This is a genomic window from Bradyrhizobium arachidis (assembly GCF_015291705.1).
Lineage (GTDB): Bacteria > Pseudomonadota > Alphaproteobacteria > Rhizobiales > Xanthobacteraceae > Bradyrhizobium > Bradyrhizobium arachidis.
The window spans coordinates 3,311,990-3,327,649 of record NZ_CP030050.1; the positions used below are offsets into that span (position 1 = coordinate 3,311,990).

Annotated in this window: 14 protein-coding genes; 12 read left to right on the forward strand and 2 right to left on the reverse strand. The window is 64.4% G+C overall.

Annotated elements, in window-relative coordinates; translation table 11 throughout:
- Positions 1 to 18: 18 nt before the first annotated feature.
- The 4 genes from WN72_RS15305 (at position 19) to WN72_RS15320 (ending at position 6,660) form a co-directional block, all read left to right on the forward strand.
- On the forward strand, positions 19 to 1,569 hold the full coding sequence (locus WN72_RS15305; protein WP_027558570.1) for a WS/DGAT/MGAT family O-acyltransferase: 1,551 nt from the start codon (positions 19 to 21) through the stop codon (positions 1,567 to 1,569).
- Positions 1,570 to 1,591: 22 nt separating this feature from the next.
- Positions 1,592 to 2,587, forward strand: coding sequence for an alpha/beta fold hydrolase (locus WN72_RS15310; protein WP_027558571.1), 996 nt, complete (start codon positions 1,592 to 1,594; stop codon positions 2,585 to 2,587).
- 130 nt (positions 2,588 to 2,717) lie between these two features.
- Positions 2,718 to 5,954: a bifunctional cytochrome P450/NADPH--P450 reductase gene (locus tag WN72_RS15315; RefSeq protein WP_092216893.1), complete on the forward strand. Its 3,237-nt coding sequence runs from the start codon at positions 2,718 to 2,720 to the stop codon at positions 5,952 to 5,954.
- Positions 5,955 to 5,985: 31 nt separating this feature from the next.
- Positions 5,986 to 6,660 (forward strand): spermidine synthase, encoded by a 675-nt coding sequence (locus WN72_RS15320; RefSeq protein ID WP_027558573.1) that lies wholly within the window; start codon positions 5,986 to 5,988, stop codon positions 6,658 to 6,660.
- 26 nt (positions 6,661 to 6,686) lie between these two features.
- Here the strand turns inward: WN72_RS15320 and WN72_RS15325 are convergent, their stop codons facing one another.
- A complete protein-coding gene (locus WN72_RS15325; protein ID WP_092216894.1) occupies positions 6,687 to 7,151 on the reverse strand; it encodes a nuclear transport factor 2 family protein in 465 nt (154 codons plus the stop codon).
- 125 nt (positions 7,152 to 7,276) lie between these two features.
- Positions 7,277 to 8,191, reverse strand: a complete 915-nt coding sequence (locus WN72_RS15330) for an alpha/beta fold hydrolase (RefSeq protein ID WP_092216895.1) — start codon at positions 8,189 to 8,191, stop codon at positions 7,277 to 7,279.
- 167 nt (positions 8,192 to 8,358) lie between these two features.
- Between WN72_RS15330 and WN72_RS15335 the strand changes: the two genes are divergently transcribed.
- The 8 genes from WN72_RS15335 (at position 8,359) to paaA (ending at position 15,656) form a co-directional block, all read left to right on the forward strand.
- Positions 8,359 to 8,739 (forward strand): hypothetical protein, encoded by a 381-nt coding sequence (locus WN72_RS15335; protein ID WP_092216896.1) that lies wholly within the window; start codon positions 8,359 to 8,361, stop codon positions 8,737 to 8,739.
- Entirely contained in the window at positions 8,736 to 9,818 is a 1,083-nt protein-coding gene (locus tag WN72_RS15340) for a PHA/PHB synthase family protein (protein ID WP_027558577.1), read from the forward strand. The genes WN72_RS15335 and WN72_RS15340 overlap by 4 nt, the downstream gene beginning before the upstream one ends.
- Positions 9,815 to 10,408 carry a GNAT family N-acetyltransferase gene (locus WN72_RS15345; protein WP_027558578.1) on the forward strand — a complete coding sequence of 198 codons (594 nt, stop codon included), beginning with the start codon at positions 9,815 to 9,817 and terminating at the stop codon, positions 10,406 to 10,408. Before WN72_RS15340 ends, WN72_RS15345 begins: the two co-directional genes overlap by 4 nt.
- Positions 10,409 to 10,632: 224 nt before the next feature.
- Positions 10,633 to 11,088 (forward strand): phasin, encoded by a 456-nt coding sequence (locus WN72_RS15350; RefSeq protein ID WP_027558579.1) that lies wholly within the window; start codon positions 10,633 to 10,635, stop codon positions 11,086 to 11,088.
- Between the two features lie 176 nt (positions 11,089 to 11,264).
- Positions 11,265 to 12,551: a DUF445 domain-containing protein gene (locus WN72_RS15355; protein ID WP_027558580.1), complete on the forward strand. Its 1,287-nt coding sequence runs from the start codon at positions 11,265 to 11,267 to the stop codon at positions 12,549 to 12,551.
- A 188-nt stretch (positions 12,552 to 12,739) separates the two neighbouring features.
- Positions 12,740 to 13,510 carry an esterase/lipase family protein gene (locus WN72_RS15360; protein WP_167380890.1) on the forward strand — a complete coding sequence of 257 codons (771 nt, stop codon included), beginning with the start codon at positions 12,740 to 12,742 and terminating at the stop codon, positions 13,508 to 13,510.
- A 210-nt stretch (positions 13,511 to 13,720) separates the two neighbouring features.
- A complete protein-coding gene (gene paaX, locus WN72_RS15365; RefSeq protein ID WP_027558582.1) occupies positions 13,721 to 14,587 on the forward strand; it encodes a phenylacetic acid degradation operon negative regulatory protein PaaX in 867 nt (288 codons plus the stop codon).
- Between the two features lie 76 nt (positions 14,588 to 14,663).
- Positions 14,664 to 15,656, forward strand: a complete 993-nt coding sequence (gene paaA, locus WN72_RS15370; RefSeq protein ID WP_092216899.1) for a 1,2-phenylacetyl-CoA epoxidase subunit PaaA — start codon at positions 14,664 to 14,666, stop codon at positions 15,654 to 15,656.
- Positions 15,657 to 15,660 lie beyond the last annotated feature (4 nt).

Sequence of the window (15,660 nt, forward strand, 5' to 3'; positions counted from 1 at the left end):
ATATGAGTGGAGGGAACTATGGCTGACGGTAAGAAGCTGTCGTCGCTGGACGCGTCGTTTCTCTATCTGGAAACGCCTGAGATGCCGATGCACGTCGGCAGCATGGCGATCTTTCGCCTGCCAGACGATTACAAGGGCGACTTCTTCGAAGACTTCAAGGCGATGATCGTCTCGCGCCTGCACATCGCGCCGATCCTGAAGGCGCGGCTGGAGAAGGCCCCGCTCGACATCGACCATCCCTCCTGGGTCGAGGACGACCAGTTCGACATCGACCGCCACATCTTCCGCGCCAGCCTGCCGCAGCCGCGCGACCGCGCCACGCTCGAACGCATCGTCGGCTGGATGCACGCCAAGCTGTTGAACCGCGCCCGCCCGCTCTGGGAGTTCTACGTGTTCGAAGGCATGAAGGACAACGAGGTCGGGCTCTATTCCAAGATGCACCACGCCGCCATCGACGGCGGCGCCGGTGCGGCGCTGACCAACATGATCTACGACATTTCGCCGATCCCGCGACAGGTGGATCCGCCGACCGGCGGGTCGAAGCCCGGACAGGAGCCGCGCGACATCGCCGCGAACCTGCTCGATTCCTATCAGCAGCTGTTCAGCCAGCCACTCGATGCTTCGGCCGCGGCGAAGAACCTGCAACTGCCGCGCACCGGCAAGAGCGACATCGGCTCGATCCTGTTCGACAACGCGATGTACCAGATCGAGAGCGCGGTGCGCTTTGCCGGCAACATCCCGACCATGGTCAAGAGCGTCTCCGAGGTGCTTGGCAAGGTCTCCGATCCCAAATCGCGCGAGAGCCTCGCCAGCATGGTGTCGCCGCCGACCATGCTCAACAAGACCATCTCGTCCGAGCGGAGCTTCGCCGGCGTCTCGATCTCGCTGTCGCGGGCGAAGGCGCTGGCCAAGCAGGCCGGCGGCAAGCTCAACGACGTCGTGCTGGCGCTGGCCTCCGGCGTGGTCCGCCGCTACCTCCAGCAATATGGCACGCTGCCGGCAAAATCCTTGACGGCGGCGGTGCCGATCTCGCTGCGCGAGGAGGGCAACACCGAGGCCAACAACCAGGTGTTCGGCATGATCTGCGCGATCGCGACCAACATCGACGATCCCAAGGCGCGGCTGGAGGCGATCATCGCGCAGTCGACCAAGTCCAAGGAGATGTCGCATCCGCTGCGCGCCTTGATGCCGCAGGTCTCCAACATCTCGATGCTGGGCGCGCCGATCATGGTGCAGATCCTGGCGCTGCTGTATAGCCGCTCCAATTTGTCGGACGTGCTGCCCCCGGCGGCCAACATCACGGTGTCCAACGTGCCCGGGCCGCGGCAGACGCTGTATGCGGCGGGTGCCGAGCTGCTGCACATCTTCCCGGTGTCGATCTCGACGCACGGGCAGGCGCTCAACATCACCGTGCAGAGCTATCGCGACCAGCTCGATTTCGGCTTCATCGTCGGCGCCAACATCATCCCGCATGTGCAGGTGATGTGCGACATGCTGCCGGAGGAGTTTGCCGCGCTGGAGGCGGCCTATGCGCCGCCTGCGGCCGACGTCAAGGGCGCGGCCGAATAGCGAGTTGATCAGGAAGCGTATCATGATTGAGATGCCGCCGCTCCAGTTCGCGCAGTCGAACGGAATCCGCATGGGTTATTACGAGGCGGGTCCGGTCACGGACACCCCGCCAATCGTGCTGTGCCACGGCTGGCCCGAGCTCGCCTTCTCCTGGCGTTACCAGATCAAGGCGCTGAGCGAGGCCGGCATCCGCGTGATCGCACCCGATCAGCGCGGCTATGGCGCGACCGACCGGCCGGAGCCGGTCGAGGCTTACGATATGGAGCATTTGACCGGCGATCTCGTCGGGCTGCTCGATCATCTCGGCATCGACAAGGCGATCTTCGTCGGTCACGACTGGGGCGGCTTCGTCGTCTGGCAGATGCCGCTGCGGCATCCCACGCGCGTCGCCGGCGTCGTCGGCGTCAACACCCCGCATTGGGACCGCGCGCCGATCGATCCGATCGCGCTGTTCCGCCAGCGCTTCGGCGAGCACATGTATATCGTCCAGTTCCAGGACCCCGCGCGTGGGCCGGACAAGATCTTCGGCAGCCGCGTCGAAGAGACCTTCGACGCCTTCATGCGCAAGCCGGCCGCCCGCCCTCCGGGTGCGCCCGAGGAACAGCCGATTGCCGGCATTGGTGCTTCGCCCCGCATCAACCTGGCGTTCCCACAGATGATCGCGAATTACGACGCCAGACATGATCCGCGCACGCCGATCCTGTCGGCTGAGGAGAAGAAGGTGTTCGTCGACACCTTCACGAAAACCGGCTTCACCGGCGGCATCAACTGGTATCGCAATTTCACCCGCAATTGGGAGCGGTCGAAGGGGCTGGATCATCACATCCACGTGCCGTCGCTGATGATCATGGCCGAGAACGATGCGGTGCTGCCGCCGTCAGCGGCCGACGGCATGGAGAAGCTGATCGCCGACCTCGAGAAGTATTTGGTGAAGGACAGCGGCCATTGGACGCAGCAGGAGAAGCCGGAAGAGGTCAGTGCCAAGCTGATCGAATGGCGTACAAGGCGGTTTGGGTGATGACGCGGTCGTCGATGTGAGATTTAGACGTCGTTCCGGGATGGTCCGAAGGACCAGACCCGGAACCTCGAGATTCCGGGTTCTCGCTTCGCGAGCCCCGGAATGACGCGATCAGGGGGAAGCACTTTTCATGTCATCCAAGAACCGACTGAACCCGATTCCGCAGCCGCCGACCAAGCCGGTGGTCGGCAACATGCTGTCGCTGGATTCCGCTGCCCCCGTGCAGCACCTGACGCGGCTGGCCAAGGACCTGGGTCCGATCTTCTGGCTCGACATGATGGGCGCGCCGATCGTCGTCGTCTCCGGCCATGATCTCGTTGACGAGCTCTCCGACGAAAAGCGTTTCGACAAGACGGTGCGCGGTGCGCTGCGGCGTGTGCGCGCGGTCGGCGGCGACGGCCTGTTCACGGCCGACACCCGCGAGCCGAACTGGAGCAAGGCGCACAACATTCTGCTGCAGCCGTTCGGCAACCGCGCCATGCAGTCCTATCACCCGAGCATGGTCGATATCGCCGAGCAGCTCGTGCAGAAATGGGAGCGGCTCAACGCCGACGACGAGATCGACGTCGTCCACGACATGACCGCGCTGACGCTTGATACGATCGGCCTGTGCGGCTTCGACTACCGCTTCAACTCGTTCTACCGCCGAGACTACCATCCCTTCGTCGAGTCGCTGGTGCGCTCGCTCGAAACCATCATGATGACGCGCGGCCTGCCGTTCGAGCAGTTTTGGATGCAAAAGCGGCGCAAGACGCTCGCCGAAGACGTCGCCTTCATGAACAAGATGGTCGACGAGATCATCGCCGAGCGCCGCAAGAGCGCGGAAGGGATCGACGACAAGAAGGACATGCTCGCCGCGATGATGACCGGCGTCGATCGCTCCACCGGCGAGCAGCTCGACGACGTCAATATCCGCTACCAGATCAACACCTTCCTGATCGCGGGGCATGAGACCACCAGCGGCCTGTTGTCCTACACGCTCTATGCGCTGCTCAAGCATCCGGACATTCTCAAGAAGGCCTATGACGAGGTCGACCGCGTCTTCGGCCCTGATGTCAACGCGAAGCCGACCTATCAGCAGGTGACGCAGCTCACCTACATCACGCAGATCCTGAAGGAGGCGCTGCGGCTGTGGCCGCCGGCGCCCGCCTACGGCATCTCGCCGCTCGCGGACGAGACCATCGGCGGCGGCAAGTACAAGCTCAGGAAAGGCACCTTCATCACCATCCTGGTGACGGCGCTGCATCGCGATCCCTCTGTCTGGGGGCCGAATCCGGATGCCTTCGATCCCGAGAATTTCAGCCGCGAGGCCGAGGCGAAACGGCCAGTCAATGCCTGGAAGCCGTTCGGCAACGGTCAGCGCGCCTGCATCGGCCGTGGCTTTGCCATGCACGAGGCCGCACTCGCACTCGGCATGATCCTGCAGCGCTTCAAGCTGATCGATCACCAGCGCTACCAGATGCATCTGAAGGAAACCCTGACGATGAAGCCGGAAGGCTTCAAGATCAAGGTGCGGCCGCGGGCCGACCGCGAGCGCGGCGCCTATGGCGGGCCGATCGCGGCTGCATCCTCGGCGCCGAAGGCGCAGCGCCAGCCGACCACGCGCCCCGGCCACAACACGCCGATGCTGGTGCTGTACGGCTCCAATCTCGGCACCGCCGAGGAGCTTGCCACCCGCATGGCGGATCTTGCCGAGATCAACGGCTTTGCCGTGCATCTCGGAGCGCTGGACGACTATGTCGGCAAGCTGCCGCAGGAGGGCGGCGTGCTGATCATCTGCGCCTCGTATAACGGCGCCCCGCCTGACAACGCGACGCAGTTCGTCAAATGGCTCGGCGAGGACCTGCCGAAGGATGCCTTCGCCAATGTGCGCTACGCCGTGTTCGGCTGCGGTAACAGCGATTGGGCCGCGACCTATCAATCGGTGCCGCGCTTCATCGACGAGAAATTGTCGGGGCATGGTGCGCGCGCGGTCTATCCGCGCGGCGAGGGCGATGCGCGCAGCGACCTCGACGGCCAGTTCCAGAAATGGTTCCCGGCGGCCGCGCAGGTCGCGACCAAGGAATTCGGCATCGACTGGAATTTCACCCGCACCGCGGAAGACGATCCGCTCTATGCGATCGAGCCGGTGGCGGTGACCGCCGTCAACACCATCGTCGCCCAGGGTGGCGCGGTGGCGATGAAGGTGCTGGTCAATGGCGAGCTCCAGAACAAGGTCGGGTCCAATCCCTCGGAGCGCTCGACGCGCCATATCGAGGTGCAGCTGCCGTCCAACATCAGTTATCGCGTCGGCGATCATTTGAGTGTGGTCCCTCGCAACGATCCGACGCTGGTGGATTCAGTTGCCCGCCGCTTCGGCTTCCTGCCGGCCGACCAGATCAGGCTTCAGGTCGCAGAAGGCCGCCGCGCACAATTGCCGGTGGGCGATGCCGTATCGGTCGGCCGCCTGCTCAGCGAGTTCGTCGAGCTGCAACAGGTCGCAACGCGCAAGCAAATCCAGATCATGGCGGATCACACCCGCTGCCCCGTCACAAAGCCGAAGCTGCTGGCCTTCGTCGGCGAGGAGGCTGATACGCTAGAGCGTTACCGCACCGAGATCCTGTCCAGGCGCAAATCGGTGTTCGACCTGCTGCTGGAATATCCCGCCTGCGAATTGCCGTTCCACGTTTACCTGGAAATGCTCTCGCTGCTGGCGCCGCGCTATTACTCGATCTCGTCCTCGCCGTCAGTGGATCCGGCGCGATGCAGCGTCACCGTCGGCGTGGTCGAAGGGCCGGCGGCCTCCGGGCGCGGCGTCTACAAAGGCATCTGCTCGAACTATCTCGCCGACCGGCGCACGGGCGATACGATCTACGCCACCGTGCGCGAAACCAAGGCCGGCTTCCGTTTGCCGGATGACCCATCCGTGCCGATCATCATGATCGGCCCGGGCACGGGCCTCGCGCCGTTCCGCGGCTTTCTGCAGGAGCGCGCCGCGCGCAAGGCGAAAGGGGCCACCCTCGGCCCAGCCATGCTGTTCTTCGGCTGCCGCCATCCCGACCAGGATTTTCTCTATGCGGAGGAGCTGAAGGCGCTGGCGGCCGGCGGCATCACCGAGCTGTTCACGGCGTTCTCGCGCGCGGATGGACCGAAGACCTATGTGCAGCACGTGCTCGCCGCCCAAAAGGACAAGGTCTGGCCGCTGATCGAGCAGGGTGCGATCATCTATGTCTGCGGCGATGGCGGCAAGATGGAGCCCGACGTGAAGGCCGAGCTGGTCGCGATCCATCGCGAGAAGACCGGCAGCGATGCCGCCACTGGCGCACGCTGGATCGAGGACATGGGCACGAAGAACCGGTATGTGCTGGACGTCTGGGCGGGCGGGTGATTGTTCGCCCGATCGTGCTAAAGACTCCCTCATGATTCCCTGGGAAAAACTCGACACAGCCAAAATCCCCGGCTCCGACGAAGAGCTACGCCTGATGCGCCGGGGCAAGGAGTTCTCCATCAAGCTCGGCACCAACGAGCTGATGAACAGCCGCCTGTCGGGTTCCGAGGCCGCGCTCGCGACGCTCGCGGCGAAGAGAATCGAGAAGGTTGCCAAGCCTGTCGTCCTGATCGGCGGTCTCGGCATGGGTTTTACGCTGCGCGCGGCGCTCGCCGTGTTCGGCGCCAAGGCGAAGATCGTCGTCTCCGAGCTCGTGCCGTCGGTCGTTGCCTGGGCGCGAGGGCCGATGGCGGAGGTTTTTGGTGACAGCCTCGATGATCCACGCGTCAGCATCCGCGAGATCGACGTCGGCGAGATCATCCGGGCGAAGAGCTCGGCCTTCGATGCCATTCTGCTCGATGTCGACAACGGGCCGGAAGGGCTGACCCGGAAAGGCAATGACGCGCTGTATAGTGCGAGCGGGCTTAAAGCTGCAAAGACGGCGCTGCGGCCCGGCGGTGTGCTCGCGGTCTGGTCGTCGGGACCCAACCCCGCATTCACCAAGCGCGTTCGCAGCGGCGGTTTCGAGGTCAACGAAGTCAACGTCCGCGCGACCGGCAGAGGCGGTGGCGCGCGCCATGTGATCTGGATGGCGCGGAAGGGTTAGGCGACCATCCGGACTACGCGTCTCCGCTAGAACATCGTGTTGCCGTTCGCCGGGGTCTCGGGAATCTCCTGGACGACGTCCCAGTGCTCGACGATCTTGCCGTTCTCCAGCTTGAAGATGTCCACGATCGCGCGGCCCCTGGTGCCGGGCTCGCGAAGGGAGTGAACGTGCAGGATGACGTAGTCGCCATCCACGAAGCTGCGCTTGATCTCGCTGTGCGAGTTCGGAAACTTTTCACGGAGGAAACCGATGAATTTCCGGAACCCTTCCGGACCATCGGCCGCATTGGGATTGTGCTGCACATAGCGGTCGCCGACATAGGCAAGGGCGGCATCGACGTCCTTCTGGTTGAGGCCCTTTTCGTAGAAGGCAAGCACGGCGGCGCGATTGGCTTCTTCCTGCGGGCTGCCGGCAATCGCAGCGCCGCCAGCGAAGGACAACGTGAGAATGGAGGCCGCAATCATTGCGACGGGCCGGACGATGGGATGCATGTGAACTCCGAGAGGCCGCAGCCCCTTTATCTTGCGACTGAGGGAGGCCTGTATAGCTTTCGCGCCGGCTTGCGTTAAGAGAGTAACCGGAAGCTCACATGGTCACCGTGAGGAGACCTGCCGGTCTACGCCGCCTTCGCCGCCGCGCCATGCGCGTGCTTGTCGATGGCGGCGATGATCTCCGGCCAGAAGCGCATCGGCAAAGCGTGACCCATGCCCTCGATCATCAGCAGCTTGGCGCCGGGAATGGACGCTGCCGTGTCCTTGCCGCCTTCGGGCCGCACCAGCGGATCGACCGTGCCGTGGATCACCAGCGTCGGTGTCTTGACGCTGTGCAGGCGCTCCTTGCGGCTGCCGGAGGCAAGCACGGCGCGGAGCTGTCGGCCGACGCCGGCCGGATTGAGGCCGCGCGCGAACACGCGCTCGGCGCGGCCGGGGTCGAGAGCTTCCTCTTCCGGAAACGACCCGGCGCGCAGCACTTTCCAGGTCTGGCCGAAGCGGACGATGAACTCTTCCTTGCTCTGTGGCGGCGGCGCCATCAGCATCGCCGCGGCTTCGCGCGTCGGCGGCGGGATGCGTGGATTGCCGGTGGTCGACATGATCGAGGTCAGCGAGCGCACGCGCTCGGGAAACGACAGCGTCACCTCCTGCGCGATCATGCCGCCCATGGATGCGCCGACCAGATGCGCCGACTTGATGCCGAGCGCGTCCATCAGCCCGATCGTGTCCCTGGCCATGTCGATCAGCTTGTAGGGCGCGGCGACGGGAATCCTGAGGAAGCGCAGCTTCAGCAGCTCGAGCGGCGTCAGGCGCTTGCCGCCGGTGAGATGACTCGACTTGCCGATGTCGCGATTGTCGAAGCGGATCACACGAAAGCCGCGTGCGGCAAGTTGCTCGCAGAACCCATCGTCCCAATGGATCATCTGCGCCCCGAGCCCCATGATCAGCAGCAGCGGCTCGGCATTGTCGTTGCCAAAAATCTCGTAGCAGATGTCGATGCCGTTGGCGCGGACGGTCTGGGGCGGCTGATGGGTGGTCACGGGCGCGGTCCCTCCTGCTGATCGATGCTGTATCGCACGGTTTCGTTCCATGATGAAGCCGCGTGCGCGACACCGCGCCCGTGGCTTGCCGGTTGACCGGCATCGCGCAACGGTGTGGTATGGCGAGACAAGAAGGGTGCAAAGCCCTCCACATTGGGAGGACGCTGATGACCGACAAGATCACCGATCCGGTTGCCTTGTGGCAGCAGATGGTTGGCGAGATGGAGAAGGGTTTCAACTCCTTCGCGACCAAGGCCATGGAGACGCCCGAATTCTCGCAGGCCATGAACCGCGCTGGCGGCGTTGCTGCAGGTGCTCAGAAGCAATTCGGCGATCTCATGGAGAAATACCTGCTCTCCATGAACCTGCCGAGCCGCGAGCAGATGACCGGTATCGCCGAGCGGCTTCAGTCGATCGAGGGCCAGCTCGGTGAGATCAAGTCGATGCTGAGCCAGATGTCGGCCAGTTCGGGCGCGGCGCAGATTGGCGCTGCGCCGCGGCCGCCGCGCACGAAACGGCCGCCGTCCGAAGGCGGAGAGCAAAAATGAACGCGCCAACGGGACTTGATTTTGCAGCCATCCCGGAGCGCATCCAGTCCGAAGTGCAGCGCGCCATCATGCGCAGCATCAAGGGCGTCGAATATTTCTCCACCTCCGGTCCCACGCTCGGCTCCACGCCGAAGGACGTGCTGCATTCGCGCGGCACGATGAGTCTCTATCACTACCGGCCGATGTCGGACGAGATCTACCGCGTGCCGGTGCTGATCGTGATGGCGACCACCAACCGCGGCTACATTCTCGACCTCGTACCCGGCCAGAGCTTCATCGAGTTCCTGCTGAAGCGCGGCTACGACGTCTACATGCTCGACTGGAGCGCGCCGCGCCCGGAGGAGAAGAACCTGCGCATGGAGGACTATGTCCTCGACTTCATCCCGGATTGCGTGCGCCGCGTGCAAGCCGATTCCGGCGAGCAAGATGTCTCCGTCGTCGGCTATTGTTTCGGCGGCGTGCTGTCGCTGCTTTACGGCTCGATTTTCCCGGACGGGCCGATGAAGAATTTGATCTGCTTCACCACGCCGATCGACTTCCGCGAGATGAAGCTGTTCTCGAACTTCTCCGACCGTCGCTATTTCGACGTCGACCGCCTCGTCGACAGCGTCGGCAACGTGCCGCCGGAGATGATCCTGTCCTCGTTCGAGATGCTGCGTCCGGCCTCGCGCACGGTGAGCCAGATCCAGCTCTGGGAAAACATCTGGAACGACGAGTTCGTGAAGTCCTATCGGATGTTCGACCGCTGGGCGACCGACACGCTGCCGCTGGCGGGCGAATATTTCCGCACCATCACCAAGGATCTGATGTGGGACAACAAGCTGTTCAACGACACCATGTCGGTGGGCGGCCGTGCGGCGAAGCTCGAGGACATCAAGGTGCCGATCCTGCATGCGGTCGCCGAGCACGATCACATCGTGCCTTATGACGCCGCAAAGCACCTGATCGCCAAGATCGGCTCGGCGGACAAGGAAGAGGTGATGCTGAAAGGCGGACACGTCTCGCTGGTCGCCGGCGCCAACGCGGTGAAGCGGCTGTGGCCGAAACTGGACTCCTGGCTGGGGAAGAGATCGACATGAGCGAGCAGCGTTCCTATCCGCGTCACGTCAAGACCGACGCCGGCGACATCGAGATCCGCCTGATGTCGCCCGCGGACGAGGCCGCGGTGCTGGCCTTCGGCAAGGGCCTGCCGACCCATGATTTGTTGTTCCTGCCGCGCAATATCAGCGAGCCAAAGGTGCTGTCGGCCTGGGTCAAGGAGATCGAGCGCGGCGCGATTCAGAGCCTGCTCGCCGTCAAGGACGGCAGGGTGGTTGGCTGCGGCACCTTGGTGCGCGATCCCCACTCCTGGTCGCCGCATGTCGGAGAGATCCGCATGGTGGTCTCGCCCGACGTGCGCGGGAAGGGGGTAGGAAAGGCGGTATCGCAGGAGACCTTTGCGCTCGCGCTGGGCGCGGGCCTCGAAAAGCTCTCCGTGCAGATGACGGTGGACCAGCAGGCGGCGATCGCGCTGTTCGAGAGCCTCGGCTTCAAGGCCGAGGCGCTGCTGCGCGACCACGTCCGGGACGTCGATGGCAAGACCCACGACATCGTCGTGCTCGGCCACAACATCGCGCAGGTGCAGGCCCAGATGGAGGCCTACGGGTTGCCGGGCGCGGTCCAGCATTAGGGTGCCGTCCAGCAAACAAAAAGTGGAATTCAACCCCATGCACAGTAGGCAGGGGCCACGAAGGCAGCAGATTGCCTCCCGTTAAGGCTGTTCACGATCTCGTGATATCGCAGTGCAATAAGAATATTGCATCGCACAATTAACTATGCCATATGAGCCGTGCCCCGGGCCAATGCGGACGGGGTGAGCCCATAGCTCAACCCAATGAGGATGGAGAGAACCCCATGACCACTGAAACCAACACTGCTTTCGAGGGCTTCAAGGACGCTTTCAAGAACATCCAGAATCTGGAAGTTCCCGAGGCCGCCCGCGAATTCGTCAAGAAGACCGCCAACACCGCCAAGGACCGTGCTGCCGAGGTGTTCGCTGGCTCCGAGCGCGTGACCGCCGCCGTCGAGAACGCGGTGACCGAGTCCGTCACCGAGGCCGGCAAGATCAGCCGCAACATCCAGCAGGCGATCTACGAGGACGCCGAGGCGTTTTTCTCGGGCATCGACAAGCTCGCGTCCGCCAAGTCGGTCAGCGAAGCCGTCGAGATCCAGTCGAGCCTGCTCCGTGCCCGCGGCGAAGTGTTCGTCTCGCGCGCCAAGGCGACCGCCGACTATCTCGGCAAGCTCGCCGCCAACGGTGCCAAGTCCGCTCAGGACAATTTTGCCAAGGTCTACACCAAGACTGCCTGATCCGGCGCCCTGAGTAGAGAAACTGAATTTGAGGCCCGCTTCGGCGGGCCTTTGTTTTTTGCGCCGCGGTCATCACCACTTGTCATTCCGGGGCGCCCGAAGGGCGAACCCGGAATCTCGAGATTCCGGGTTCGGTCCTGCGGACCGCACCGGAATGACGTACTCTAGAATTTATCATGAACGCACCCGCCACCTTCACCTTCGATACCCCCGGCGATGCCGAACGCGCGGCCGAGCTGCGCCGCGTGAAGGCCTTGGCGACGTTGGTGCTGGCCTCGACGCTGGCGCTGTTCATCCTCGCAAAATGGCTTCTGCCCGTGCATCCCGTGTTCGGCTTCATCGCCGCCTTCGCGGAAGCCGCGACCATCGGCGGGCTCGCCGACTGGTATGCGGTGGTCGCGCTGTTCAAGCGGCCGCTCGGCCTGCCGATCCCGCATACCGCGATCATTCAGAGCAACCAGGCCCGCATCGCCGACAAGCTCGGCGAGTTCATCCAGGTGCATTTCCTCGAGGCCGGTCCCGTCGAGGCCAAGCTGAAGGAGATCGATTTCGGCTCCTTCGTCGCCGACTGGCTCCGTGACCGCAAGCGCAGCGACGATCTCGCGCGTTTCGCGCTGCGCCTGCTGCCGGAAGCCGTCTCCGCGACGGAAAGCTCGGGCCTGATGACCTTCATCGTCCGCCGCATGTCCTCGCAGCTCCAGGCCATCGACCTCGCGCCGCTCGCGGCCGGCACGCTGCGCGGCTTCGTCGCGGAGGGGCGGCACCAGATCCTGTTCGACGATCTCCTGCGGGTGATGCACGAGACGATGAACCAGAAAGAGACGATGGCGATGATCCGCGACAAGGTGCGCGCGGAATTGCCGACCCTGCTCAAGCTCTATCGTGCCGACAAGTTTCTGGTGAACAAGATCGTGTCGTCCGCCACCGCGTTCTTCAACGAGGTGCGCAGCGATCCCAAGCATCCGTTCCGCGGCGAGTTCGATCGCATGGTGCTGAGCTTCGTCGATCGCCTCGGCACCGATCAGGCCTATATCGGCCGCATCGACGGCTTGAAGCGTGATCTGCTCGCGCGCCCCGAGCTTGCTGAGCTTGCCCGTACCGTCTGGGCCAACATGCGCTCCTTCATCGAGCGCAGCGCGAGCGGCGAGACGCAGGTGCTCCAGCATCATCTCGCCGGCATGTTCGTTTCGGCAGGCGATGCGCTCGCCGCCGATGCCGAGCTGCGCGGCGAGATCAACCAGGGCCTGGTGACGGTGTTGCGCAGCTTCGTCGCCGACCAGAAGAGCGGCGTCTCGACCTTCATCTCCGACCAGGTCAAGGCGTGGAATATGACGCAGCTGATTTCGCTGATCGAAATCAACATCGGCCGCGACCTGCAATACATCCGCTTCAACGGCTCGCTGATCGGTGGGCTCGCCGGCCTTGCGCTCTACTCCGTAGAATTCCTGCTTCGATTGTTGTGACTTTTGCGTCACGGCCGTTAGCATTAACGCGCGGGCCTATTGTCGCCTTGCGTCTCTCCCGCTTGAATGTCGGGAACCGGCCGCCTAGCTGATTCATGTTGCGCTGCGGAACGTTCAAGAAGCCGGCGTATTGGAATTCATGCCCATTGCCGGCATCGCGACCGGCACCTTCTCCAGGGGATTCATTGATGACCGCTACTGCCCAGACGCTGCGTCCGCCATCCCGTACTCTGATGTTCCTGGAAGGGCGCGCGATCCACGAGTTCGGCGCATTCCTCGGCGCACTGCCGCTCTTGAGCCTCGCGCCGCGCGGCGACGGGCACCCGGTGCTGGTGCTGCCGGGCCTCGTCGCTTCTGATGAGTCTACGCGCGCGCTGCGCACGTTCCTGACCAGCAAGGGCTACGCGGTGAGCGGCTGGCGCCAGGGCCGCAATTACGGCCTGCGCCCGGGCGTGCAGCATGCGATGGTCGATCTGGTCGAGGAGCTCAGCGACAGGCACGGCCGCAAGATCAGCCTGGTTGGCTGGAGCCTCGGTGGCCTCTATGCGCGCCAGCTCGCCAAGATGATGCCCGAGCGCGTGCGCCAGGTGATCACGCTCGGCAGCCCCTTCGCGGGCGATCCCCGTTCGACCAATGCCTGGCGCGTCTATGAATGGGCGAGCGGCCGCCGCGCCGACGAAGTCGATCCGCAGTTCGGCGGTGAGCTCGCGGTGCCGCCGCCGGTGCCGACCACCGCCATCTTCAGCCGGACCGACGGCGTCTGCGCCTGGCAGGGCTGCATGGAGAAATCAGGCGCGCAGACCGAGAGCATCGAGGTCGAGAGCAGCCATTGCGGCATGGGCCACCATCCCGCCGCGGTCTATGCCGTCGCCGACCGGCTTGCGCAGAAGGAAGGCCAGTGGCGCCCGTTCGATCGCAGCGGCTGGCGCAGCCTGGCCTATCCCGACCCGCATCGGTGATCTTCTTCGCCTCGCCCCGCTTGCGGGGAGAGGTCGGAATTTGCGAAGAGCAAATTCCGGGTGAGGGGGAGTCTCCCCGAGTCCAACTCTCACCGAACGCGCGGAGAGTCCCCCTCATCCCAACCCTCTCCCCGTAAGAACGGGGAGAGGGAGAGGAAGCGTCGCTCGCGTCCATTGTCGCGCCCGCACCAAACGCGCTATGCCTCGCGCATGGCGCATCCGCTCTCCCGCATCATCGACCAGCTCAAGCGCGAGCCGTCGCGCACCGGCTCCATCGTCATCACCGTGTTCGGCGACGCCATCGTGCCGCGCGGCGGCTCCGTGTGGCTCGGCACGCTCTTGGAATTCTTCGAAGGCCTCGACATCGACAGCGGCGTGGTGCGTACCGCGATGTCGCGGCTTGCCGCCGATGGCTGGCTGACGCGCGAAAAGGTCGGCCGCAACAGTTTCTATCGCCTCGCCGACAAGGGCCGCCAGACGTTTGAAGCCGCGACGCGCCACATCTACGATCCGCCGCCGTCGGACTGGACCGGGCGCTTCGAGCTGCTGCTGATCGGCAATGGCGAAGACCGCGACGCCTCGCGCGAAGCGCTGCGCAACGCCGGCTTTGGCAGTCCGCTTCCCGGTGTCTGGGTCGCGCCGTCAGGCGTGCCGGTGCCGGAGGAGGCCGCGGGTGCGATCCGTCTCGAAGTCTCCGCGGAGGACGACAATGGCCGCCGACTGCTCAGCGCGAGCTGGCCGCTGGAGCGCACCGCGGACGCCTATCTGAAATTCATGAAGACCTTTGAGCCGCTCCGCGCCGCGATCGCGCGCGGTACGGATCTTTCTGACGCCGACGCCTTCACCGCGCGCATCCTCTTGATCCACTATTACCGCCGTGTCGTGCTGCGCGATCCGCTGCTGCCCGAGAGCCTGCTGCCGGGGGACTGGCCGGGCAGGGCGGCTCGCGCGCTCTGCGGCGAGATCTATCGCGCGCTGCTTGCCCCGTCCGAACAATGGCTTGATGGCCATGGAACCAACGAAAAGGGGCCGCTGCCACCCGCCCGAAAGCTCCTGGAAAGGAGGTTCGGCGTCTGATCTTTATGTTACAGAAATATCTTGCATGATGTAATTTCTGTTATATATTGCCTCCCAATAAAACGGGAGGACGCGCATGTACACCCAGGCGCTGAACACGGCCGAGACTGACGATCGCGGTCTTGAGGACGCAGGCCGAGCTGCGCAGTTCCAGGCCCGCATCGATGCCGAGGAGCGCATCGAGCCGAACGACTGGATGCCGGCGGCCTATCGCAAGACGCTGACCCGCCAGATCTCCCAGCACGCCCATTCCGAAATCGTCGGCATGCTGCCCGAGGGCAACTGGATCACGCGCGCGCCGACCTTGCGCCGCAAGGCCGCGCTGCTCGCCAAGGTGCAGGACGAGTGCGGCCATGGGCTGTATCTCTACGCCGCCGCCGAGACGCTCGGCACCTCGCGCGAGGAGCTGGTCGATGCGATGCTCGCCGGCAAGGCCAAGTACTCCTCGATCTTCAACTATCCAACGCTGACCTGGGCCGACATCGGCACGATCGGCTGGCTGGTCGATGGCGCCGCGATCATGAACCAGATCCCGCTGTGCCGCTGCTCCTATGGCCCCTATGCGCGCGCGATGATCCGCGTCTGCAAGGAGGAGTCGTTCCACCAGCGCCAGGGCTACGAGATCATGCTGACGCTGTGCCGCGGCTCGGACGAGCAGAAGGCGATGGCGCAGGACGCGCTGAACCGCTGGTGGTGGCCGGTGCTGATGATGTTCGGTCCGCCTGATGCGACCAGCCAGCACAGCGACACCTCGACCAAGTGGAAGATCAAGCGCTTCTCCAATGACGAGCTGCGCCAGAAATTCGTCGATGCAACCGTGCCGCAGGCGCAATATCTCGGCCTCGCCATTCCCGATCCCGGCATGATTCAGGATGCCGACGGCCACTGGCGCTACAGCGAAATCGACTGGACTGAGTTCAAGCAGGTGCTCGCCGGCAACGGCCCCTGCAACCGCGATCGCATGGCCGCGCGCCGCAAGGCGCACGACGAGGGCGCCTGGGTGCGCGAGGCGGCGGCCGCTTATGCGGCCAAGCGCGCGCAGCGTCAGACCGCGCAAGCCGCGGAATAAGGAG

Coding starts and splice junctions, on each gene's coding strand:
- WN72_RS15345 (WP_027558578.1), top strand. CDS start 9,815: ATGAGCGAGCAGCGTTCCTATCCGCGTCACGTCAAGACCGACGCCGGC.
- WN72_RS15360 (WP_167380890.1), top strand. CDS start 12,740: ATGACCGCTACTGCCCAGACGCTGCGTCCGCCATCCCGTACTCTGATG.
- WN72_RS15355 (WP_027558580.1), top strand. CDS start 11,265: ATGAACGCACCCGCCACCTTCACCTTCGATACCCCCGGCGATGCCGAA.
- WN72_RS15340 (WP_027558577.1), top strand. CDS start 8,736: ATGAACGCGCCAACGGGACTTGATTTTGCAGCCATCCCGGAGCGCATC.
- WN72_RS15305 (WP_027558570.1), top strand. CDS start 19: ATGGCTGACGGTAAGAAGCTGTCGTCGCTGGACGCGTCGTTTCTCTAT.
- paaX (WP_027558582.1), top strand. CDS start 13,721: ATGGCGCATCCGCTCTCCCGCATCATCGACCAGCTCAAGCGCGAGCCG.
- WN72_RS15325 (WP_092216894.1), bottom strand. CDS start 7,151: ATGCATCCCATCGTCCGGCCCGTCGCAATGATTGCGGCCTCCATTCTC.
- WN72_RS15320 (WP_027558573.1), top strand. CDS start 5,986: ATGATTCCCTGGGAAAAACTCGACACAGCCAAAATCCCCGGCTCCGAC.
- WN72_RS15335 (WP_092216896.1), top strand. CDS start 8,359: ATGACCGACAAGATCACCGATCCGGTTGCCTTGTGGCAGCAGATGGTT.
- paaA (WP_092216899.1), top strand. CDS start 14,664: ATGTACACCCAGGCGCTGAACACGGCCGAGACTGACGATCGCGGTCTT.
- WN72_RS15315 (WP_092216893.1), top strand. CDS start 2,718: ATGTCATCCAAGAACCGACTGAACCCGATTCCGCAGCCGCCGACCAAG.
- WN72_RS15310 (WP_027558571.1), top strand. CDS start 1,592: ATGATTGAGATGCCGCCGCTCCAGTTCGCGCAGTCGAACGGAATCCGC.
- WN72_RS15350 (WP_027558579.1), top strand. CDS start 10,633: ATGACCACTGAAACCAACACTGCTTTCGAGGGCTTCAAGGACGCTTTC.